Here is a 22887-nt window from a genome sequence, read left to right on the forward strand (position 1 = left end):
TGGGGGCGCATCTTACCCCGCTTTGTGCCGACGGAAGAGGCGGGCGTAATAAAAACCATCCGTGCTCAGGGCCGGCGCCGCCGGCGGCTCGATGCCGGGAAGTAACTGCCAGCCGTGGCGGGTCGGAATTCCGGTTGGCAGTGCAAAGGGCGCGATCGCAGCATCGGCGGTTTCTGCGAGAAAGGCGCCGATCACTGCATCGTTTTCCGCTTCGAGCAGTGAACAGGTGCAGTACACGAGCACCCCACCCGGTCGGAGCATCTGCCAGAGATTGCGCAGAAGGGCGCTCTGCAGACCGGCGTATTCGGTCAGCCGTTCGGGTGCCAGCAGTATTTTGATATCGGGATGACGGCGCAGGGTGCCGGTGCCGCTGCAGGGGGCGTCGAGGAGAATGGCGTCGAAGGCCTGGCCCGGCCACCAGGTCTGTTCCGTGGCATCTCCTTCGATAAGGTTGACCTGATTGTGACCGAGGCGCCTGGCCTCGGTGCGGAGGTGTTCCAGGCGCGACCTGCTCAGCTCAACTCCCCACAGGCTGGCGTCGGGGCATGCCTCTGCGAGATGGAAGAGTTTGCCGCCTGGCGCCGCGCAGGCATCGAGGATGTCCTGTGCTTCGCCTGACGGCGGTCGGTGGTCGGCGGTCTGCAGATCGGGGGCATAGGGGTTGGCGGCATGAGGCCTGGTGAGGAGACCACAGGCAAACAGCGCCCCGGCATCCTGGATACTCACCTCCCCGGACGCCAGGCCGGGGAGCTTTCTGGCGGGCACCGGCACTTCGAGGTACAGACTTTCGGGCATCCAGCCCGGGCGATGCGCAATCCCTGCTTCGTTCAGCCGGGTGGTGTAATCGGTGACACTTGTGCGTGTCTGATTGACGCGCAGGCACATGGGCGCCCGCTTGAGGAGGCCCCCCATGAGGGCCGGGGCGCGACCGCCATATTCCGCCTCCAGGCGGGCTTTGAGCCAATCGGGTAACTCAAACGATCGTTCGTTTTGTGCGGACTCCGGCTCGGCCGCCGACGCTTCTGCAGCCATCGCCCGGAGCACTGCGTTCACCAGTTTTGCCGCCCAGGGTTTGCGCAGTGTCCGGCACCCGTCGACCGTCGCATGGACGGCTGCGTGGGCCGGAATCCGCAAATGCCTGAGTTGGTAAGCGCCTACTAACATCAGGCAGTACAGGTCCTGGTCTTTGCTTCTCAAGGGGCGGCTGAGGTGGCGGTCGAGCGCCTCGGTGAGGGAGAAGTAGTGTCGCAGCGTGCCGTAGACCAGCTCGCTGACCAGGGAAGTAACCGTCTGGTTACCGAATGACTGGTCGGTTGTTTGATGCTGGCAGATCACCGCTTCCAGCAGGCGGGCTGCCTGGGCGCGCTCGTTAGCGTCCGCCATGTCCGGTATCCGCCGTCGGGTCTGCGGCCAGTAGGCGTGCACCGGGTGTAAAGTATTCTCCGAAGCCATTGAGGGCACTGCGGGCGTCGAGCGGCCGGCCCTTGCCTCGATCGAGCTGTACCCGGGTGATGCGCAGCAGGCCACTGCCACAACGTACGTCGATGTGCTGTCCGTCTGTGGCTGTGAGGGTACCTGGCTCGACAGGCGCGGATGTGCTGGTCTCCGCTGGTGCCCCGCGCTGCGCCGTCGTTTCCAGTGGCGCAGTGTCCAGGACCGCCGCTGCCAGCAGCCGGATGCGCAGCACCGCGTTGCGGTCGGGCCTCGCACCCGGAGTCGGGCCTGCCGGTTCAGCGGGCCGGATTGTGTCGGACCGGACGCCGAACAGCGTGACCGGGGCGCGGTCCCTCATGGCCCGGATCTGCCGCTCGATTTCCCAGGCACTGCGCTGCCAGTCGACACGGCTGTCTGCCGGACTGAGCTTACGCGCGTAGTTAGCGCCCACTTCGGATTGAGGCTGGGGCATCAGGGTCTCGAGCCGGGGCAGGACGTCGATCAGCAGCTCCGCACCCAGCTTTGCCAGCTCGGTTTCGAGCTCGCCGCCGCTGATGTCCGCAGCGATGGGCAGTTCCACCCGCGCATAGACCGGTCCGGTATCCAGCCCTTCATCCATCCTCATGATGCAGACCCCGGTCGTCTCATCCCCGGCCATGATGGCGCGCTCCACCGGAGCCGCGCCGCGCCAGCGGGGCAGCAGCGAGGCGTGCACGTTGACGCAGCCCAGGCGGGGGGCGGTGAGAATGTGTGCGGGAAGCAGCAGACCATAGGCGGCGACGATCAGGACATCGAGGCGGTCGTCGACGAGAGATTCACGCCGCAGAGACGACGGCTGCCGCAACGGGATGTTGTGACTCTGGGCCAGCACCTTGACGGGACTGGGCTGGAGTTTGCGGCCGCGACCGGTGGGACGATCCGGCTGGGTGAGGACCAGATGAACGGGGAAACCTGCACCGAGCAGTCGCTCAAGAATGGTGGCTGCAAATGCCGGTGTCCCCGCGAAACCCAGACGAAGTGGGGCACTCACAGACTCAGGCGCGCTCTCTGTGCTGCTTTTCGAGCTTCCTGCGAATCCGCGAGCGCTTCAGGTTGGAAAGGTAGTCGACGAACAGCTTGCCCTCGAGATGGTCGCATTCGTGCTGGACACAGACCGCCAGCATCCCGTCAAGCTCCAGGGAAATGGGGGCACCTTCCCGATTCAGTGCCTCAACCCGGACCCGCTCCGAACGGATCACCGGTTCATAGAAGCCCGGCACGGAAAGACAACCCTCTTCCGTCTCGATCCGCTCCCCGAGCAGGGTCAGCTCAGGATTGATGAAAGCGTGCGGCTCATCCCGGTTTTCCGAGACATCCACGACGATGATGCGTTTGTGGACATTCACCTGACTGGCTGCGAGGCCGATGCCTGGTGCGGCGTACATGGTTTCAAACAGGCTGTCGATAAAGTCGCGCAGGCCGTCATCCACATGAGCAACGGCGCTCGCCCTGGTGCGCAGGCGGGGATCCGGGTATTCGAGAATCTGCAGTATGGCCATAATGAATCGGCGATGCTCAGCCAGTCTCAGTTAAGGGTGCCAGCGGGGTGCACATCGGTGTGATCTATCTCTAGTATTGGTCTAATTCGGGCTGCTAAGATTGTGAAGTCTATAAAGTTTTTCTTCAGGTTTCGACCGAGTGCGCGCCTTTTACGCCATCTGCCGGCTGCAGATGAAGTCGGATGCGAACGAAGAATGAAGGCTCGTCGGTAAGGATAAGCTACCCGGCTGCAGATTTCGCAGTCGTGAAAAGAAAAGGAACGTCAACGATGAGGAAGATGCGCACCTTACGCCAGGTCCTGCTCGGTCTGGCTGTCAGCATTGCCGCATTGGCATGGAGTGCGACCGGGGATCTGAGTCAATATCTCAAGGCCGATCACCCGGACGTCTACACAGTGGTAAAGGGCGACACGCTCTGGGACATCTCCGGAAAATTTCTGCAGCGGCCCTGGCTGTGGCCCGAACTGTGGCGCAACAATCCCCAGATCGAAAATCCGCATCTCATCTATCCCGGTGACCGCATCGCGCTGGTTTATATCGATGGTCAGCCTCGACTCATGCTGGAGCGCGGTGACGCCGGACGCACCGTGCGCATGACGCCTTCAGACACCGAGACGCTGCATCCTGAGATCCGTTACGAGCCCCTGGAGTCTGCGATCCCGGCCATCCGCCTCGATGCCATTCAGGGATTCCTGGTGCAGAACCGGGTTGTGGATCCCGAGGTACTCTCGAATGCGCCTTATGTCGTGCAGGGTGAAAGCGAGCGGCTGATTCTGGGCGCCGGTGACCGGCTCTATATCCGCGGTCTGCTGCCGGAAAGCGAAAGCTTCAACCTGGTGCGGCGGGGCCCGCTTTACGTCGATCCGCAGACGAATGAGGTGCTGGGTCGCGAAGCAACCTACATCGGACTCGGTCAGGTGGTCGGTCAGGAGGCGGATATTGCCACCATGATCATGAGTGATACCCGGGAAGAAGTTCAGATTGGTGACCGTGTACTGCCGACCGAAGAGCGCCGGGTCGACTCGACCTTTTTCCCGAGCGCACCCTCCCAGTCGATCCGGGGTGAGATCATTTCGGTGTTCGGCGGTGTGACCCAGGTCGGTCAGTACGACGTGGTGGTGATCAACCGCGGTGAGCGGGAAATGCTGAAAGTCGGGAACGTGTTCGCCATCTACAAGAAGGGCGAACTGGCCCGGGACCGGATCGCGAAACAGATGGTGCAGCTGCCGAGCGAGCGTGCCGGGATCATGATGGTGTTCCGCACCTTCGAGAAGCTGGCTTACGCTCTGGTTCTGGCCACCGAGCGACCTCTGGAAGTCGGAGACGAAATCCGCAACCCTTAATCCGCAACTTTTAATCCGCAACTTTTATGAGGGTGACCGTTTTCGACGGTAACCCCTCTACCTGCCGTTTTCAGCGTGTGCGCCGACGCACATGCCGGCATGGCATGCACTGCAGCACCCTCGCGCGCCTGGCTTACAACGCCCTTCGACCAGAGGATTTAACATCGCCTGCCTCAGGAATTCAGAGCAGCGGGGTGTTAAGTATTCTGTGAGCCGTCTCAAGCGGGCTGCTGCGGATTCTGACCGTCGGGCGGCTGCGTTGGCCATCCTGTCAGAACAGAGGTCCCGGGCAGCGCTGGCGCGACTGCTGGCCGAGCACGGCGATGCGTGGACGGCTTTGTCCCGCCTGCAGCCGCTGCGTGGTCCGTTGCTGGTGAACAATCTGCTGCATCTCTGCGCTCAGAGCGCAGTCGCCCTCCTCGTTCAGGACAGTCCGGAGTATCCGGCGCGCCTCGGCAGCATTCCGGATCCGCCGCTGATTCTCCACTACCAGGGCAACACCGAGCTGTTGAACAGACCCGCAATCGCCATCGTCGGGACCCGGCGTGCCAGCGCTTACGGTCTGCAGTTTGCGCAACAGCTCGCAGCAGATCTTGCGGCTCGAGGTGCTGTCATCGTCAGTGGCCTGGCGCTGGGCATTGACAGCGCCGCGCATCGCGGTGCCCTGATTTCGCAAGGTGCTACTGTCGGGGTGCTGGGCAGCGGGCTCGAGCGCATCGCGCCGGTGTCCAACCTGGGCCTGGCACGACGGATACTGGAGGCAGGTGGGGGTCTGCTCAGCGAGTACCCGCTGGCGCGCTCCGCGCTGCCGCACCACTTTCCTGAACGCAACCGCCTCATCAGCGGACTGAGTGCCGGGGTCATCGTGGTGGAGGCTTCGCTGCGCAGCGGTTCGCTGATTACTGCGCGTTGTGCCCTCGAGCAGGGTCGGGAAGTGATGGCGGTACCGGGTGCGGCAGGGCTGAATGGCAATGCGGGTTGTCACCGGCTGCTGCGTCAGGGTGCTGCGCTGGTGGAAAGTGCGGCGGATGTCTTCGATGCTCTGGGGCTGATCAGCGACCAGATACCGGAGCGTTTCGAAGACGGTATCAGGGCCGCGCTGAGCAGGAACGCACAGCGCATCCTCGAGCTGCTCGGTCCCGGTCCGCTGGACACCGACCAGCTCGGCGCCCGCCTGAATCTGGCCACCCAGGAGATTGCTGTGGCGATCACCGAGCTCGAGCTTGAGGGGTTTGTCGCTCGCAGCGGTGAGGGGTATATTCGCCGGCCTTCCTGAGTCGCCCGGTGAGGCACACCGTCGTTCCGGTAGACGCCTGAAAGACATCCGACCTGGAGTAAGTATGAGTTTTGTCGCCATTCTGATGGGATCGAAAAACGACTGGCCCACCATGCGCAGTGCCAGCGAAGTGCTGGAGAGCCTCGGCATCCGCTATGAAGTTCGGGTCAGCTCTGCACATCGCACGCCTGCACAGACGGCAGCCTATGTTGCCGATGCGGTAAGCAGAGACTGTGCTGTGTTCATCTGCGGCGCAGGCATGGCCGCGCACCTGGCCGGCGCAGTTGCCGCGCACACCACCCGGCCCGTGATTGGTGTGCCGATCGACGCCGGCCCACTGGCGGGATTCGATGCACTGTTGTCCACCGTGCAGATGCCCGGCGGTATCCCGGTGGCCACGGTTGCCGTGGGTAAGGCTGGAGCGAAGAATGCGGGTTATCTGGCCGCCCAGATGCTGGCGCTGTCGGATGCAGCGCTGGGCAAACGGCTGATCGCCGACCGGGAGGCAAATCAGCAGAAGATCGCGGAGCAGAACGAGGCGCTGCAAAAGGAACTGTGAGCGCGCATCCGTCCAGCGCCGCCGCCCCAGGTCCGATGCCTGCCGGGACCGGTCCTGCCTGCACGGCGGGTGGCTGGCACATTACAGTGGCGGTGCGCGTTCTGCGATCGGGCGGCATCGTGCTCCACGCTACAGAAGGCGTATGGGGTCTCGCCTGCGACCCCTTCAATGCGCGCGCTGTTACGCGCCTGCTGGCGATCAAGCGACGCCCCGTCAACAAGGGACTGATTCTGATCGGGTCCACAGCCGACTGTTTCGAGCCGGAGCTGTTGCTGGTCGACCCGGCTTCGCGCACGCGGATCGAAGCCACCTGGCCCGGCGCCGTAACCTGGATTCTGCCGCAACAGCGGTTCCCGGCGTGGATCACAGGTGAACACGAAACGGTCGCGGTGCGGGTACCGGGTCATCCCCAGGCGCGCGCGCTGGCTGCGGGCTTCGGCGGCCCCCTGGTTTCCACTTCCGCCAATGCGGGCGGACAGAAGCCTGCGGGTAATCGCTGGCAGGCACTGCGCTTCGCCAGCCGATCCGAACCTGCCGTCGACTACATGCTTCCGGGCGAGGTGCTGGGATTGCGGGGACCCAGTGCAATCCGCACCCCGGAAGGTGCCACCCTGCGGGAATCTGCAGGCGCGGTCCGGCACTGATGGCAACACCCGGGACAGACCGCTACGCGGTAATCGGCAACCCGATCGGCCATTCCCTGTCGCCGCGCATTCACAGCCTGTTCGCAGAGCAGACCGGCCAGCGCCTGCAGTACGACCGTCTGCTCGCACCGCTGGATGGCTTTCGGGAAGCGGCAGCTGGGTTTTTCGCAGCCGGTGGCCGGGGCCTGAATGTAACCGTGCCGTTCAAGCTCGAAGCTGCGGCCTGGGTGGACGAACTGGACGAAGACGCGCGCTTTGCAGGCGCGGTGAATACGATACGACTGCTCCCGGGCGGAGCGTTGGAGGGCTTCAACACCGACGGTCCGGGGCTGGTCGCCGACCTTGGACGCCATGTCAGGTCCGGGGTGAAACTGAACATTCTGCTGCTGGGTGCCGGTGGCGCGGCCCGGGGTGTGGCCCGGCCGCTGGCCAGGGCGCTGGCCAGCCGGCTGGTGATTGCCAATCGGACCCCGGAGCGCGCCGGACAGATCGCTGCGGCACTGAGCGCTCAGATACCGGGTCTGGAAGTTTCCGGCGGTGGTCTGGAAGCGCCTTCGGGTGCCTTTGATCTGGTCATCAACGCAAGCTCTGCCGGTCTCGATGATCAGGCACCGGCCATTGACCCGGCGCTGGCCAGGGGTGCCCTCTGCTACGACATGGTTTATGGCGCTGAGACGGCTTTCTGCCGCTGGGCTCGGAGGGCCGGGGCCCGTGTCGCGGTCGATGGGCTGGGCATGCTGGTGGAACAGGCAGCGCTGGCTTTCGAGCTGTGGCGGGGTGTGCGCCCGGAAACCGGGCCCGTGCTGACTGCACTGAGAGAGGATGGATCAACTTGAGCCGCAGGCGCTTCATTGCAGGAGCGGTGTGTCCCGAGTGCGGCGAAACGGATCGCCTGGTGGTGGAGACGCTGCACCCTGTGGAACCGGCGGACCCCGGTGCCGACGACGCGTCCGCCGGGCGATCCTCCGCCGGGCGTGGACCCGGGAAGGAATACCGTCGCTGCGTGAACTGTGGGTTTATCGATGAGAAGCCGGTGGCGGGGGCCGGCGCGCCGCGAACCCGCCTCGACGGTGGGCTGAAACGGCCGGCTGAAGATCCCGCCACACCTGCAGATCCGGTGCGCATCATCGATCCGCGGCGGGGCTGAGGTCGGATCGCGAGGTATCTGGCTAACACCTTGAAAACCTAGTAGTTCCGTTGGGTTTTGTTGTGTTATTGATGCGCCACAGTATAATTGCCGCCGCCGGTTCAGCGGGCTACCCGGGGATAGCAGGAGCCAGGCGCAGCGAGTCGAGGTTCGGTTTCGAGCCACAGCAGCGGTGATAGATTCGCCGCAGCATCGGCGATAGAGCAGATACACAACAGGATCTGAGCAATACGGACCGGGACAAACCACCGTCGAGCCCGCGGTGTGGAAGTCGACTTGTAATCGGGGATCGGGGATCGGGGATCGGGGATCGGGCTCAAAGATTGCGATGGCAGAAGGAAAATCTCGCTGGCAGGCGAACGGCGGGCTTTTCCTCCTGTTTCTCAAACTCTGCTTCCGACAGGTATGACAGGGCAGCTCACCCGCCCGGACCTTTCGGTTCAGGCGTTTGAGTAAAGACTGAGTCGGCTCAGGAAAAGTGGCCCGACAAAAGGGACCTGATATAAGGTGCCTGAGAGAAGCACACAGGTATATAGGTGAAGACCGAGGTGAAGACCGAAGTGAGAAAAACAAGGCAGATGACCCGGTGGGGTCTCGCAGGTGTGCTTGCCACGCTGGCGTTTGGCGCGGTGGCAGACGAGCTGAACATGCGTCGTGGCGTCACCGAGATCAGCAACTCAGTGTATGACCTGCATATGTTCCTTTTCTGGATCTGCGTGGTGATTGGCATCGTAGTGTTCGGCGCCATGTTCTGGTCGGTCATCCACCATCGGAAATCCGCCGGACACGTCGCGGCGCAGTTCCACGAGAGCACGAGGCTGGAAATCGGCTGGACGCTCATTCCCACCCTTATTCTCATCATGTGCGCCTGGCCGGCTACGCAGACTCTGGTTGCCATGTACGACACCGGCGGTGAAGACATGGTGGTCGAAGTGCGCGGCTATCAGTGGAAGTGGCAGTACAAGTACCTGGACGAGGACTTCAACAGCACTTTCGGTTTCTTCTCCAACCTGTCCACCCCGAGAGACGAAATCGATAACCGTCAGGCCAAGGGCGAGTACTACCTGCTGGAGGTGGACAACCCGCTGCGCATTCCGGTGGACCGCAAGGTGCGGTTTCTGATCACCGCTGAAGATGTGATCCACGCCTGGTGGGTGCCGGACTTCGGCATCAAGCGTGATGCAGTGCCGGGCATGCTGAACGAACTCTGGACCATCGTGCCGGAACCGGGCATCTATCGCGGTCAGTGCACCGAGCTGTGCGGCAAGGACCACGGGTTCATGCCCATTGTCGTGGAGGCGCTGCCTCAGGCGGAGTACGACGCCTGGTATGCACAGCAGGTGAGCGCCGAGCAGGTCCGTAAGGAAGCCCTGTCGAAAACCTTCACTGAAGAAGAACTGATGGTGCAGGGAGAGCAGGTCTATGCGACTTTCTGTGCCTCCTGCCACCAGGCAAACGGCAAAGGCATTCCCCCGGTGTTCCCGGCGCTCGACGGCAGCGCGATCGCCATCGGTCCGCGTGATGCGCACCTGGACATCATCGTCAATGGTAAGACGGGCACCGCAATGCAGGCTTTCGGCCGACAGCTCGATGCCGCGCAGATTGCGGCGGTCACCCATTACGAGCGTCATGCCTGGACCAACAGCACCGGTGACATTACCCAACCCCGGGACGTGATCGAATTCATGTCCGGGCAACAGTAAGCAGAAGGCGGACGAGCAATGAGCGAAGTCGTAGAGACACACCACGATTCCCACGATGATCACCACGATCACGGACCTGCCAAAGGTCTGGCGCGCTGGCTGTTCACCACCAACCATAAGGACATCGGCACGCTGTATCTGTGGTTCAGCTTCACCATGTTCCTCATCGGTGGGGTGATGGCGCTGATCATCCGCGCTGAACTGTTCCAGCCTGGCCTGCAGTTCGTGCAGCCGGAATTCTTCAACCAGATGACGACCAACCATGGCCTGATCATGGTGTTCGGCGCAATCATGCCCGGCTTTGTGGGCCTGGCGAACTGGCTGGTGCCGATGATGGTGGGCGCGCCGGATATGGCGCTGCCGCGCATGAACAACCTGTCTTTCTGGATCCTGCCCTTCGCCTTCGCGCTGCTGATTTCCACCCTGTTCATGGAAGGCGGCGGCCCGAACTTCGGCTGGACCTTTTATGCACCGCTGTCCACAACCTATGCGCCGGAGACGGTGACCTTCTTCATCTTCGGTGTGCACATGATGGGTGCCTCATCGATCATGGGATCGATCAACATCATCGCCACCATTCTGAACATGCGCGCCCCGGGCATGACCCTGATGAAGATGCCGCTGTTCGTGTGGACCTGGCTGATCACCGCCTACCTGCTGCTGGCAGTGATGCCGGTCCTCGCCGGTGCGGTCACCATGATGCTGTTCGACATCCACTTCGGCACCAGCTTCTTCAATGCCGCGGGTGGTGGCGACCCGGTAATGTTCCAGCACATCTTCTGGTTTTTCGGGCATCCCGAGGTGTACATCATGATTCTGCCGGCGTTCGGCGTGGTGTCCCAGATCATTCCGACCTTCTCGCGTAAACCGCTGTTTGGTTACGACTCGATGGTCTACGCCACGGCCAGTATCGCTTTCCTTTCCTTCATCGTGTGGGCGCACCACATGTTCACCGTGGGTATGCCGCTGGCCGGTCAGCTGTTCTTCATGTACTCGACCATGCTGATTGCGGTGCCCACCGGAGTGAAGGTATTCAACTGGGTCTCGACCATGTGGCGAGGTTCGATGACGTTCGAAACCCCCATGCTGTTTGCGATCGCCTTCGTGGTGCTTTTCACCATCGGTGGATTCTCCGGGCTGATGCTCGCCATCACGCCTGTCGACTATCAGTATCACGACACCTACTTTGTGGTCGCGCACTTCCACTACGTGCTGGTGCCGGGCGCGCTGTTTTCGATCATCGCTGCCGTGTACTACTGGCTGCCGAAGTGGTGTGGACGCTATTACGACGAGACACTGGGCAAGCTGCACTTCTGGCTGTCTTTCATCGGTGTGAACGTCACCTTCTTTCCACAGCACTTCTCGGGCCTGGCCGGCATGCCGCGGCGGATACCCGACTACGCGCTGCAGTTCGCCGATTTCAATATGGTGTCGTCGATCGGCGCCTACATCTTCGGCTTCTCCCAGGTGTTCTTCCTTTATGTGGTGATCAAGGCCATCCGCAGCGGCAGGCCGGCCACGGATCGGGTCTGGGAAGGTGCACACGGCCTGGAGTGGACGATTCCCTCACCGGCGCCCTATCACAGCTTCACCCACCCGCCGAAGATCACCGATGCAGAGGCGCACTCGTAAGGCGGGTCCGGGCATAGATGGATACACGGCAGGACATGAAGAGTCAGAACACCCAGGCGGGTGTACCGATCAGGCGTACAGTCGCGAAGCTGTGCCTGATCGTGGTCGGCATGTCCGCCTTCGGGTTTGCGCTGGTGCCGTTGTATGACCTGTTGTGCGATATCACCGGACTTGGTGGCCGCACGGGCGGCGCCTATGCCTTCGATGCGGCCGAAACACGTATCGATCGCAACCGGCTGGTGAAGGTGAATTTCATCACCAATGCCAATGGCGGAATGCCCTGGGAATTCTGGTCCGAGAAAGGCGGGGTGCGCGTGCACCCGGGCGAACTCAACGAAGCCATGTTCTATGTGAAGAACACGACCAGCCGGCGCATGGTGGGCCAGGCTGTGCCCTCTCTGGTACCGCTTTCGGCAACCGATTATTTTCACAAGACGGAATGCTTCTGCTTCAACTCCCAGGTGCTCGAACCCGGCGAGGTGATGGAGATGCCGATGCGCTTTGTGGTGGATGCCAGCCTGCCGAAGTCGGTGCAGTCGATCTCGCTGAGTTATGCACTCTTCGATGTGACTGAGCTCTCCGGGCAGGCTGCGCTCCCGGGCAGTGGCAACAACGGCGACTGATTGCGGAACACAGATAGAACAGCGCCTGAGACGATACAGACAGGACGCATGAAAAAAGAATTGCAGAGAACTGGAGACACATCCAATGGCTAGTCAGAGCGATCAATCGGTCTACTACATTCCCCATAACGGCTGGTATCCGATTGGTGTAGCGGCGGGAGTGGCCTGTCTGCTCGGCGGCCTGGGCTTCTGGCTCAACGCCATCAAGGCGGGTGAACCTGGCAGTGTTGCGCCGATGTATATTGGCGGAGCGATTCTCGGCGTTGTGCTTTTCTACTGGTTCGCGAAGGTCATTGAAGAAAATCATCAGGGCCTGGCCAATGCCCAGCTCAAGCGCTCTTATGTCTGGGGCATGGGCTGGTTCATATTCTCTGAAGTGATGTTCTTTGCCGCCTTCTTTGGCGCGCTTTTTTATGCGCGGGAATTTGCCGTGTCCTGGCTCGGTGGCGAAGGTGACAAGGGCCTCACGGGAGACTACCTGTGGCCGGAGTTCACGCCGGAATGGCCGGTGGTCAACAATCCGGATCCGAGTCGGTTCGCCAATCCACACGAGAGTATGGCGGCACCCGGTGTGTTGAGCTGGGCGTCCTATCTGCCCTTCTGGAACACGGTGATTCTGCTGTCCTCCAGCGTGACCGTGCACTTCGCCCACACGGCGATCAAAGACAGAGCGCGCGGCAAGCTGCTGGGCTGGCTGGGACTGACGGTGCTGCTCGGAGTGATGTTCCTTGCCCTGCAGGCGGAAGAATACATCCACGCCTACAACGAGCTCGGACTTACCCTTTCGAGCGGCATTTACGGATCCACCTTCTTCATTCTCACGGGCTTCCACGGCTTCCACGTCACCCTCGGGACATTCATCCTGCTGATTCAGCTGCTGCGGGCGTTCAAAGGGCATTTTGAACCCGAGGACTGTTTCGGGTTCGAATCCGCATCCTGGTACTGGCACTTCGTGGATGTGGTGTGGGTGTGCCTGTTTATCTTCGTCTATGTGATGTAGCGGTCTCTTCCACGGCCGAGGGCCCGTGGAACTCGCACATCGAACAGGAGGCGGGCCATGGAGCCCGCCTTTTACTTTCTACGGGGCGCTTCCAGGAGGCGCCTGCTGAAATCCGGGCTATACCGGGTGAGGATCGGGCCTGTTGCTGCTGAAGACCATCATCGTCGTGCTGCTCATCGGGGTGCTGGTGAGTCTGTTCAGCGGACTGGTGTTTCTGTTCAAGGACACCGGGAAGCCTGACTCCCGCCGCACCCTGCATGCGCTCGGCGTGCGCATTACCCTGGCGGCAGCGCTGCTCGGTACGATCTTCTACGGCTTCTACTCCGGCCAGCTGCGTCTGGGCAGTAATGCACCCTGGCATGCCGAGCGGCATCCGGAAGCCGCACCCGGGGAGACGGCGCCTGTGGAGCCCGTCCCGGACTGAGCAGGACTCGTGTCATGAGCAGGCGCTGGCATCCGGGTTGGAAAATGACGCTGTTCACGGTGCTCATGCTGCCACTGGTGCTGAGTCTGGGTCTGTGGCAGCTCGATCGGGCAGACGAGAAACGTGTGTATGAGGATCGCTACTACCAGCGCCTCGGCGAGATGCCCGTTGTGCCTGCAGCGGCTGCCCTCGAAGGCGCGGAGGGGGACTTCCTGAGGGTTCGCCTCGACGGCCGTTATGATCCGGTGCGCTACTTCCTCATCGACAATCAGATTCAGGACGGCCAGGTTGGCTATCAGGTGGTTGGTGTGTTTGAGACGGAGGATGACCGGCGCTGGCTGATCAATCGTGGCTGGGTGCCAGCACCACAATCCCGAGAGCGGCTGCCGGGCGTTACCGTCCCTGAGGGTCGGGTGAGTATTGTCGGCGTGATCTGGCCGGAACTCGGTCTGCCACCGCTGCTGAAACCCGACGACTGGCCGGAGCACTGGCCGAAGCGGGTGCAGCGCCTCGATGTGACGCGGATGGCCGGCCTGATCGAGCGCACCACGCCGCTGGAGGTGCGACTCGAGCGGGGCTCACCGGGTGTCTTCGTGCCAGCCAGGCTGGAGCTGGTGGTGACGCCGGCAAAACACCTCGGCTACGCTGCGCAGTGGCTGGGGCTCAGTGCGGCTCTGGCAATCGGTTATCTGATATTTGGATTCAGAAAAGATGGATGAAGGTTTGAAACGACGCAACCGGCTGCAGCTGGTGGCCCTGTTCGGTATTGCCGGATTAACTCTGGCTGGCGCATCGGCGCTGTTTTACGGTGCGCGCAGTGGCGGTGTCTGGGGCACGGTGAACCATGGCGAATTCGTGCAGCCCGCACTGACCCTGGCCGAGCTGCAGCTGGAAGATTCGGAAGGCCAGGTGCTCAGCACGGGTGAAACCTGGTGGCTGTGGGTGGTGGCCCGGGAATCCTGCGACAGCGGCTGTGCCGATGCGGTGCTGCAGCTGCGTCAGCTGCACGTGCTGCTGGCCAAGGATGCTGCCCGGGTGCAGCGGGGTCTGGTTACTCAGCAGGGCTCGCCAGCGCCCGGGGTACTGGCGGAATTTCCGAAACTGCGGCACCTGCAGGGCAATCTGGAGGCACTGAAGACGGGCGTCTATGTGGTGGATCCGATCGGTAATCTGGTGTTCTGGTATCCCCTTGCCGATGCCGGGAAGCCGGTGCTGGAAGATCTGAAACGTCTGCTCAAGCTGTCCCAGATTGGATGAAACCTGAGGCCGCCTTGCGTAGACTAGCGGCCCGCACAAACCACCCCAGCGAAAAAAGTGAGTGAACTGACCATCAGCCGCGCCGGCTGGCGCGATTATCTGGAAATGACCAAGCCCCGCGTGGTGCTGCTGATGCTGCTCTGCGCACTGGTCGGAATGTTTCTGGCGGTGCCGGGCATGGTGCCCTGGCCGGTGCTGGTGTTCGGCCTGACCGGCATCGGGCTGGTGGCAGGATCCGCCGCGGTGGTGAACCACATTGCGGATGCCGAGATAGACTCCCGCATGGACCGGACCCGGGCCCGTCCTGTCGCCACGGGCCGGGTGGATCTCCTTCAGGGCGTCGCGTTTTCCGCCCTGCTTGGCGTCTCGGGCATGGCGATGCTGTATTTTCTGGTCAATCCCCTGACTGCCTGGCTGAACCTGGCCTCCTGGGTGGGTTATGGCCTGATCTATACCCTCTTTCTGAAGCGAGCCACACCCCAGAACATCGTGATCGGTGGCCTGTTCGGCGCCGCGCCGCCGCTGTTTGGCTGGGCGGCGGTGAGCAACAGCATCGAGCCCGGTGCGCTGCTGCTGGTGCTCATCATCTTCGCCTGGACCCCGCCGCACTTCTGGGCGCTGGCGCTGGACCGCAAGGCGGACTACGCATCCGCCGGTGTACCCATGCTGCCGGTCACACACGGCGAGTCGCACACGCGCCTGCAGATCTTTCTGTACACACTGATTCTCCTCGCCGGCAGTCTGCTGCCCTTCGTGATCGGCATGAGCGGGCTGCTCTATCTGGCGGGTGCCCTGGCGCTGGGTGCCGGGTTCATCTACTGGGCGGTGGTGCTGCTGCGCAACCGCAATCCGGCCGCACCGATGGAAACCTTCAAGTACTCGATCGTTTACCTGATCGCACTCTTTACCCTGCTGCTGGTGGATCACTACCTGGTTGTGGCCGGCATCGGTACCGGATTTGTCGGGACCGCGTCCGGCACGTGACACCTGTCCGCACCACGGTTGCGCTGTGCATTTTCTTCATCGCGGTGGTGGTGGGGCTGTTTGTCAACAGTGTGACCCGCACCCCCACCCTGACCGAAGAAGAGCTGCGTGCGGTGGGCACCTTCATCCTGCCCAGGCCGCGGGAGATCACGCCCTTCGAGCTGAACACGCACACCGGTGCGGCATTTGATCTGGACGATCTGCAGGGACGCTGGACGTTTGCCTTCTTCGGTTTTACCAACTGCCCGGACATATGCCCCACCACTATGGCGGTCATGGGCCAGGCTTATCGGACGCTGGCTGCAGCGGATGCGGAGCTGGCGGGCCTGTTCCAGGGTGTGCTGGTCTCGGTCGATCCGGAACGGGACGACGCCGAAACCCTCGGCCGCTATGTAAGCGCCTTCTCCGCCGACTTCCTCGGTGTGCGGGGCGAGCCCCAGGCGCTGGCTGTTTTCGCCGATCAGGTCAATGTGGCGTTCGCCAAGGTGCCTCGACGCGATGAGGCAGGAGAAGTGCTGACCGACAGCTATGATGTGGATCACTCGGCCAACATCGTGATCATCAATCCCCGTGGTCATTACCACGGTTTCATCAAATATCCCCAGACGGCGGAGAATGTGCTGGCGACCTTTCGGTCGTTGCAGGCGCGCTTTTAATCTCAGCTCAGAATTTCGGAATGAGGTTGATCAGGGCGCGGGTGAGAACCCGTGTCCCCGGGCCTCGCTCGGCAGCTCCGCTGTGCCCTCGTGTGGCGTTTTGCCTCGCGTAGGAACACGAGTCAAAACGCCGTACTCGGCCTCGCTACACGGCCCGGGGACACGGGTTCTCACCCACGCCAGGTAAATCTTTCCGAGTTTCGTGTCTGTGTGTCTGGCTGGCGCAGGGGGGATCGATTGACTGTGGGTCCTGCTCGACTTCCGAAACGCTCATGTCGTCGCTGCCCCGACCGCCTGTCTCGGATCGATCGCGAAGGTGGGGTGGAGTGGGGGGTGTGACGGACCGTGGAGCGAGGCCGAGGGCGACGGATTGACTCGCGTGCCTCACGCGAGGCAAGTCCGTCAACGGAGGGTAGCCCGGAGGGCCCGAGCGTAGGTCCGTCACACCCCCCTCTCCACCCCAGCCTCTCTAACAGCTCTGATAACAGACCGCTCAACAGGCGGCGAAATCAGGCTTCGAGCATGCGCTCGTCCAGATAGAGAAAGTGGGCGCGATGCTGCTGCACGATGCGCTGGAACTCTTCCGGATTGTTGAAACGCACGGCGCCGGTTTCATCGCGTCTGGCGGCGACCGCAAGACGGGACAGCCAGAACGCGAGGGCGGCGTAGAGGGCGAAGGCGGAGAAGAAACACAGCTCCGCACGGGACAGGGGTCGGATCTGGTGGTAGGTGCGGATGAGGCGCAGGGTGCGCTCTTCATCGAGCAGACCGCTGGCGTCCGTGCACCAGTCGTTGGCGGCCACTGCCAGGTCATAGAGCAGAAATCCTTCCGATGCGTGGTGAAAATCCAGCACACCACTCAAGCCCCGCTCGTTGAAGAGCACGTTGTCGCGGAACAGGTCTGCATGGATGACGCCTTTCGGCAGGGACTGAACATCGTGGCGTGCAAGCAGTGAGGTCACCTCCTTGACCGTCTCATCCAGCAGCCTGGACGACAGATAGGGCAGATAACCCCGGGTGAGCTGGGCGTGGTGTTTGAGCCAGTCGGTTCTGCGGGGATGAGCGGGTACTGTCTGGGACCATCCTGCGGTCGCGACATGAAATCGCCCGATGAAGCGTGCCAGGGCTTCGACCTGGCGCAGGGTCGGGTTGTAGACGTGGCGCCCGGGCAGTCGAGGGGCGAGCACCACCGGCTTATGCTCGAAGACTTCGAAGGGCTCACCGGCCAGATTGCGCAGTATGCCGGGGACAGGCAGTCCGGATTCGATACACAGATCTAACAGAGGAACGAACGCAGTACCCGCATTGGAAGCCTGCTCCAGCACGGTGAGCACAAACTCCCGTTCGCGGCCCCGGGTGAGGGTGCGGAGGAAATAGTTGGAGTTCTCGATGCCGTTGGCGGCCGGTCGGTAGCTCACCAGTTCGCCGATACCGTAGCGGGCGATGGTGTCTTCCAGGTCCAGCACATCGAGTCTGGTAATGGCGTTCATGCTGACCGAGCGTTCAAGCTGACCTTGCGGTCGTTGTAACCGTGCATTCATTGCGAACCGGCATGCATAAGCGATGGCCGCTCATCAGAATTCCACGATCACCCAGCTGGGGATCAGGGTTTCGGCGCGCTCCAGATCTGTCTCACCGGTGGTCTGGTCGCGGGGTACCAGGTAGTAGGGCTTTCCCCAGTTGGGTACGACGCGCACCATGCGCAGCACGCCGCCCTGGCGGTATTCGAATACGGTGCGTTCTTCTTCGGCGATGATGGTGACATCCGGGCCGCGGATGTCCACGGACTCCGCCGACCAGCCGGCGGCGGGGAAAAGTAAACAGGCGCTGAGAAGGGCGAAACCCGGCAGCCGGCGCCCCGATATGCGGTGTGCGTGGCGGATGAGCCGGGGCCGTGGGTGTTGTGCAGTTAGATGCCGCATCGATGCGTCCTTACCTTCAAGTAGAATGGTGAACCATTCGGGGCGGCAAGGCAAAACACATGGCGGATAAACCACTGGTGCTGGTGGACGGGTCTTCATACCTGTTCCGGGCTTATCACGCGATGCCCGACCTGCGGACGTCGGACAATACCTCCACCGGGGCGGTGCGCGGGGTGATCTCGATGCTGCGCAAGCTGGCCAAGGACTATGAAGGCAGTCCGATTGCGGTGGTTTTCGATGCCAAGGGTAAAACCTTCCGGGATGAGCTCTATCCGGACTACAAAGGTAACCGACCGCCGATGCCCGACGATCTGCGTGAGCAGATCGAACCCATCCACCAGATCATCCGCGCCATGGGGCTGCCTGTGCTGGTGGTGCCAAATGTGGAGGCCGACGATGTGATCGGCACCCTGGCCCGCCAGGCGACGAGCGCGCAACGTGACACGGTGATCTCTACCGGCGACAAGGACATGGCCCAGCTGGTGACCGAGCACGTGACTCTGGTGAACACCATGACAGACACCCGGCTGGATCGGGCCGGCGTGTTTGAAAAATACGGCGTGCATCCTGAGCAGATCATCGACTTCCTGGCCCTGACCGGCGATACGGTGGATAACATCCCAGGGGTTCCCAAGGTCGGACCGAAGACGGCGGCCAAGTGGCTTGCCGAGTACCAGACCCTCGATGCGGTGATGGCGGCGGCGGACGAGTTCAAAGGCAAGATCGGCCAGTACCTGCGGGAAAGTCTGGGCCATCTGCCCCTGTCGCGGCAGCTCACCGAAATAAAATGCGATGTGCCGCTGGATCTGAGCATCGAGGATCTGGTGCCGCGCAAGCCGGACGAATCTGCGCTGGTGGCGCTGTTCGAGCGGTACGAATTCAAGACCTGGCTGGCCGAACTCGGTGTGGGGGCTGCCGCGGCGGGCGCCGGCGCAGTGGCAGCGGGATCCGCAGCCGGGGGCGCCGGTGGGGCGGTCCATACTGGAGCGCCAGTGGATTACGACTGTGTGCTGGATGTTGAAGGTCTGAAGGTCTGGCTGGCCGGGCTGCGCAAGGCGGGCATTTTCGCGTTTGATACCGAAACCACCAGTCTCAACTACATGGATGCCGAGCTGGTCGGCTTTTCCTTCAGCCGGGCGGCGGGGAAGGCGGCCTATGTTCCAGTCGGACACCGCTATGCCGGGGCACCGGAGCAGATCGACCTCGAGACCGCCCTGGCCCTGCTGAAGCCGCTGCTCGAAGACGCTTCGACAAAGAAAATCGGCCAGAACCTGAAATACGACATGAATGTGCTGGCGCGCTACGGGGTGAACATCGCCGGTGTCGAATTCGACACCATGCTCGAATCCTATGTGCTCGACAGCGTCGCCACCCGTCACAACATGGACGATCTGGCGAAGAAGTATCTGCAGCGGGACACCATCACCTACCAGGATGTTGCCGGGAAGGGCGCCAAGCAGCTCACCTTCGATCAGGTGCCCCTCGAGCAGGCCAGCGACTATGCGGCGGAAGATGCGGATGTGACCCTGCAACTGCACCACACCCTGTGGCCGAAGCTTGCACCCACCGAATCCCTGGTGCGCGTGTTCCGGGATATCGAGATGCCCCTGATACCGGTGCTCTCCGGAATGGAGCGGCGCGGTACGCTCATCGATGGCGGGCTGCTCGCCGACCAGAGCCGGGAGCTGGCCGAGCGGCTGGGTACGCTGACCGCCCAGGCCCATGACCTCGCGGGCGGTACCTTTAATCTGGATTCGCCCAAACAGCTCCAGGAAATCTTCTACGAACGCCTCGGACTCCCGGTGCTGAAGAAAACACCCAAGGGTCAGCCATCCACCGCGGAACCGGTGCTGCAGGACCTCGCCCGGGATTACGAGCTGCCCCGGGTGATTCTCGAGTACCGCAGTCTGGCGAAACTGAAGTCCACCTATACCGACAAGCTGCCGCTGCAGATCAATCAGAAAACCGGCCGGGTGCATACCTCCTATCATCAGGCGGTGGCGGCAACCGGTCGGCTGTCGTCCACGGATCCCAATCTGCAGAACATTCCCATTCGCACAGCGGAAGGTCGGCGGATCCGCCAGGCCTTTGTGGCACCGCCGGGTCGGCGCATCGTTGCCGCGGACTATTCCCAGATCGAGCTGCGCATCATGGCGCATCTGTCGGGAGACCAGGGTCTGCGGACGGCCTTCGCCAACAATCAGGACATCCATCAGGCTACCGCCGCGGAAGTCTTTGGCGAGAAGCTCGAAGATGTCACCGCCGATCAGCGCCGCAACGCCAAGGCCATCAACTTCGGGCTGATCTACGGCATGTCGGCCTTCGGCCTCGGGCGCAATCTGGGTATCTCCCGGACCCTGGCCCAGGACTACATCGATCGCTACTTCGCCCGCTATCCGGGTGTGGCCGAGTACATGGCGGAAACCCGGGCGCTGGCGCATGACCAGGGTTATGTGGAAACCGTGTTCGGCCGGCGCCTCTACCTTCCGGATATCACCAGTCGCCATGTGCAGCGGCGTCAGGGCGCGGAGCGCACGGCCATCAACGCCCCGATGCAGGGCACGGCGGCGGACATCATCAAGCGCGCGATGATCAGCGTGCATGCCTGGCTGCCGTCATCCGGGCTGGATGCGCTGATGATCATGCAGGTTCACGATGAACTGGTGTTCGAGGTGGCGGAATCTGCTGTCGAGGGCCTGATCGCCGGGGTGACCGATCGCATGTCGGCCGCAGCGGAACTGGCGGTGCCTTTAGTGGTGGATGTGGGGGTCGGGGCGAACTGGGATGAGGCTCATTAGTTTGCTTGAAGAGTGATTCTGCAGAATCACTCTTCATCCGCACGCCGTCCCTGGCCAGATTGGGGGCGCCTGAACCGCGCTTGGCCATCCATGGCCAGATTTTGGGGTTATCGGGTATTGGGGTTGGATCCGAGGGGCCAGGTTGGAGGGTTGGTCGCAGGCGATCGAGTCAGGCGGCGAGATCCTGCTGGTGGATGCTGGGGTCAGTCGTTGAGCGCGTCGCCCCCGGGGTAGGGGGTGGTCTCGGCGGGTTCGGTGAGCCAGTCGAGGAGGGTGTTCAGCAGTTCGGGGACACCCTGGCCGGCGGTGGCGGAGAAACACTGCACACTCACCAGCGGCAGATCCTGCAGGGCGCGGCGGACCTGGGCCAGGGTTTTCGACTGGGCGCCGCGGCCGAGTTTGTCGGCCTTGTTCAGCAGCACCCGCACCGGCAGCTCCGAGGCGGCCGCCCAGCTCAACAGCTCCCGATCGAAGTCCTGCAGCGGATGGCGGATGTCCATCACCAGCACCAGGCCGATGAGGGCGTCGCGATGGGAGAGATACTCGTTCACCGCCGCCTGCCACACACTCTGGGCCGCGCGCTGGGCCTTCGCATAGCCGTATCCCGGCAGATCGACGAGCCGCCCGCCGGATTTCACATCGAAAAAGTTCAGCAGCTGGGTGCGCCCCGGGGTCTTGCTGACCCGGGCGGTATGGCGTGACCCGGTGAGTCGATTCAGGACACTGGATTTACCCGCATTCGAGCGACCGGCGACTGCCACTTCGCGTCCGGCCTCCGGCGGGCAGCCCGCGAGGTCAGGCGCACTGCTGACAAATTCGACGTCGAGCCGGGGAAGATCTGAGACTGGGCCGCCCGTCATGCGCTGGTACCTGTATCTGTGCGTGGCGTCCGGGAAATTCGCTGCGGAAATTTCCGGGGCGCGACACTTGAGCAGTTGTTATATAATCCGCGGCCCGGCAAGCCGCGCCGGACGGGTCCTGCAGCTGCTCGGCCGTCGAAGACATCCGTCAAAGGAGGGCTTCGGTGGCGCTCGGAGCGGGTCGCAGCGGGACCGGTTGAATCGAGAAGTGTACAGGACAAAACAACCATGGCGTCACGACCGGCGGGGTCTATGGGCCCGCACCTCCCCAGAATGAGTCACTTTTTTCAGTCATCCATCTCGGCCATCGTCAGAGCCGCGCTGCTGATCGTCGCGGGCAGCTTCAGCTTCAGTGTGCTGGCCGCCGGTGATCCGGAAGCGGGCAAGGCCCAGGCAGTTGTCTGTGGTGCCTGCCACGGACAGGACGGCGCCACCGGCATCGACCCGAGTTATCCCAATCTTGCAGGACAGAACGCACGCTATCTGGGTGCTCAGCTGCGCATGATTCAGGATGGCCGCCGCAATATTCCGCTGATGGCCGGACAGCTCACAGGCAAGAGCGCGCAGGATCTCGACGATCTCGCCGCCTACTACGCCTCACTGCCCGGGAAGATTGGCCAGGCCCAGGGCGACGACGCCCAGATCGACCGGGCTGCCGGAATTTTCCGCGGGGGGATCGCACGTAAAGGTGTGGCTGCCTGTTCCGCCTGTCACTCACCCACCGGCAGTGGCAACGCACCAGCCGGCTTCCCCCGGATCAGCGGACAGCCGAGTGTGTACACCGTCGCCCAGCTCACCGCGTACCGGGAAGGTAAGCGGGTCAGCGATGAAGCCTTTGGCGGCATGATGCGGGGCGTGGCCGAAGGTCTCACAGACGGCGAGATCGCCGTTCTTGCCGACTATATTCAGGGTCTGTACTGAGTTACGCCGGGCCGGGGCGCACCAAGTGGGTGCCTTGTGGTCCAACACCGCGGGTGCGCTGACCGGCGCGCCCCCGGCAGCTGTTGTCCATGACCGTTCATGGAAGGTTAAGACTCAGCGACTACACTGGTGATCAGAATCCGCCCGCCCGTGCATCGAGTCCGGA

The 22887-nt window shown here is 62.6% G+C and carries 22 protein-coding genes and 1 pseudogene; 17 read left to right on the forward strand and 6 right to left on the reverse strand.

Annotated elements, in window-relative coordinates; all coding sequences use genetic code 11:
- Positions 1-12: 12 nt before the first annotated feature.
- The 3 genes from rsmB to def are packed head-to-tail and all read right to left on the reverse strand — an operon-like array spanning position 13 to position 2972.
- Positions 13-1383 carry a 16S rRNA (cytosine(967)-C(5))-methyltransferase RsmB gene (rsmB, locus tag R3E82_22995; protein MEZ5553763.1) on the reverse strand — a complete coding sequence of 457 codons (1371 nt, stop codon included), beginning with the start codon at positions 1381-1383 and terminating at the stop codon, positions 13-15.
- The gene (gene fmt / locus R3E82_23000; GenBank protein MEZ5553764.1) at positions 1370-2464 is read right to left on the reverse strand and encodes a methionyl-tRNA formyltransferase; all 1095 of its coding nucleotides are present in this window, start codon (positions 2462-2464) and stop codon (positions 1370-1372) included. The genes rsmB and fmt overlap by 14 nt, the downstream gene beginning before the upstream one ends.
- A gap of 4 nt (positions 2465-2468) precedes the next feature.
- Positions 2469-2972, reverse strand: coding sequence for a peptide deformylase (gene def, locus R3E82_23005; protein ID MEZ5553765.1), 504 nt, complete (start codon positions 2970-2972; stop codon positions 2469-2471).
- Between the two features lie 269 nt (positions 2973-3241).
- Between def and R3E82_23010 the strand changes: the two genes are divergently transcribed.
- The 15 genes and pseudogenes from R3E82_23010 (at position 3242) to R3E82_23080 (ending at position 16220) form a co-directional block, all read left to right on the forward strand.
- Entirely contained in the window at positions 3242-4315 is a 1074-nt protein-coding gene (locus tag R3E82_23010; protein ID MEZ5553766.1) for a LysM peptidoglycan-binding domain-containing protein, read from the forward strand.
- A gap of 259 nt (positions 4316-4574) precedes the next feature.
- Positions 4575-5591, forward strand: a complete 1017-nt coding sequence (dprA, locus tag R3E82_23015; GenBank protein ID MEZ5553767.1) for a DNA-processing protein DprA — start codon at positions 4575-4577, stop codon at positions 5589-5591.
- A 64-nt stretch (positions 5592-5655) separates the two neighbouring features.
- On the forward strand, positions 5656-6150 hold the full coding sequence (purE, locus tag R3E82_23020) for a 5-(carboxyamino)imidazole ribonucleotide mutase (protein ID MEZ5553768.1): 495 nt from the start codon (positions 5656-5658) through the stop codon (positions 6148-6150).
- 35 nt (positions 6151-6185) lie between these two features.
- The gene (locus R3E82_23025) at positions 6186-6794 is read left to right on the forward strand and encodes an L-threonylcarbamoyladenylate synthase (protein MEZ5553769.1); all 609 of its coding nucleotides are present in this window, start codon (positions 6186-6188) and stop codon (positions 6792-6794) included.
- Complete coding sequence (aroE, locus tag R3E82_23030; protein MEZ5553770.1) at positions 6794-7630, forward strand: shikimate dehydrogenase; 837 nt, start codon at positions 6794-6796, stop codon at positions 7628-7630. Before R3E82_23025 ends, aroE begins: the two co-directional genes overlap by 1 nt.
- Positions 7627-7941: a YheV family putative metal-binding protein gene (locus R3E82_23035; GenBank protein MEZ5553771.1), complete on the forward strand. Its 315-nt coding sequence runs from the start codon at positions 7627-7629 to the stop codon at positions 7939-7941. Before aroE ends, R3E82_23035 begins: the two co-directional genes overlap by 4 nt.
- Before the next feature lie 647 nt (positions 7942-8588).
- Positions 8589-9644: a cytochrome c oxidase subunit II gene (gene coxB, locus R3E82_23040; protein ID MEZ5553772.1), complete on the forward strand. Its 1056-nt coding sequence runs from the start codon at positions 8589-8591 to the stop codon at positions 9642-9644.
- An 18-nt stretch (positions 9645-9662) separates the two neighbouring features.
- On the forward strand, positions 9663-11276 hold the full coding sequence (gene ctaD / locus R3E82_23045) for a cytochrome c oxidase subunit I (GenBank protein ID MEZ5553773.1): 1614 nt from the start codon (positions 9663-9665) through the stop codon (positions 11274-11276).
- A 17-nt stretch (positions 11277-11293) separates the two neighbouring features.
- Entirely contained in the window at positions 11294-11899 is a 606-nt protein-coding gene (locus R3E82_23050; protein MEZ5553774.1) for a cytochrome c oxidase assembly protein, read from the forward strand.
- Between the two features lie 85 nt (positions 11900-11984).
- The gene (locus R3E82_23055; GenBank protein ID MEZ5553775.1) at positions 11985-12899 is read left to right on the forward strand and encodes a cytochrome c oxidase subunit 3; all 915 of its coding nucleotides are present in this window, start codon (positions 11985-11987) and stop codon (positions 12897-12899) included.
- A gap of 145 nt (positions 12900-13044) precedes the next feature.
- Positions 13045-13257, forward strand: a pseudogene (locus R3E82_23060) (twin transmembrane helix small protein).
- Positions 13258-13337: 80 nt separating this feature from the next.
- On the forward strand, positions 13338-14042 hold the full coding sequence (locus R3E82_23065; GenBank protein MEZ5553776.1) for an SURF1 family protein: 705 nt from the start codon (positions 13338-13340) through the stop codon (positions 14040-14042).
- On the forward strand, positions 14035-14580 hold the full coding sequence (locus R3E82_23070; GenBank protein ID MEZ5553777.1) for a hypothetical protein: 546 nt from the start codon (positions 14035-14037) through the stop codon (positions 14578-14580). Before R3E82_23065 ends, R3E82_23070 begins: the two co-directional genes overlap by 8 nt.
- A 57-nt stretch (positions 14581-14637) precedes the next feature.
- Positions 14638-15564, forward strand: coding sequence for a heme o synthase (cyoE, locus tag R3E82_23075; GenBank protein MEZ5553778.1), 927 nt, complete (start codon positions 14638-14640; stop codon positions 15562-15564).
- Entirely contained in the window at positions 15561-16220 is a 660-nt protein-coding gene (locus tag R3E82_23080) for an SCO family protein (GenBank protein MEZ5553779.1), read from the forward strand. Before cyoE ends, R3E82_23080 begins: the two co-directional genes overlap by 4 nt.
- Positions 16221-16729: 509 nt before the next feature.
- Here the strand turns inward: R3E82_23080 and R3E82_23085 are convergent.
- Together R3E82_23085 and R3E82_23090 are read right to left on the reverse strand one after the other, a co-directional pair.
- A complete protein-coding gene (locus tag R3E82_23085) occupies positions 16730-17710 on the reverse strand; it encodes a homoserine kinase (GenBank protein MEZ5553780.1) in 981 nt (326 codons plus the stop codon).
- An 84-nt stretch (positions 17711-17794) separates the two neighbouring features.
- On the reverse strand, positions 17795-18142 hold the full coding sequence (locus R3E82_23090; protein ID MEZ5553781.1) for a DUF2782 domain-containing protein: 348 nt from the start codon (positions 18140-18142) through the stop codon (positions 17795-17797).
- A gap of 59 nt (positions 18143-18201) precedes the next feature.
- Between R3E82_23090 and polA the strand changes: the two genes are divergently transcribed.
- Complete coding sequence (polA, locus tag R3E82_23095) at positions 18202-20940, forward strand: DNA polymerase I (GenBank protein MEZ5553782.1); 2739 nt, start codon at positions 18202-18204, stop codon at positions 20938-20940.
- A 203-nt stretch (positions 20941-21143) separates the two neighbouring features.
- Here the strand turns inward: polA and yihA are convergent, their stop codons facing one another.
- Positions 21144-21800 carry a ribosome biogenesis GTP-binding protein YihA/YsxC gene (gene yihA / locus R3E82_23100; protein MEZ5553783.1) on the reverse strand — a complete coding sequence of 219 codons (657 nt, stop codon included), beginning with the start codon at positions 21798-21800 and terminating at the stop codon, positions 21144-21146.
- Between the two features lie 273 nt (positions 21801-22073).
- On the opposite strand from yihA, the gene R3E82_23105 reads away from it, so the two are divergent.
- Positions 22074-22721, forward strand: coding sequence for a c-type cytochrome (locus tag R3E82_23105; protein ID MEZ5553784.1), 648 nt, complete (start codon positions 22074-22076; stop codon positions 22719-22721).
- The last annotated feature ends 166 nt before the right edge of the window (positions 22722-22887 follow it).

It is taken from the genome of Pseudomonadales bacterium, from assembly GCA_041395945.1.
Lineage (GTDB): Bacteria > Pseudomonadota > Gammaproteobacteria > Pseudomonadales > Azotimanducaceae > SZUA-309.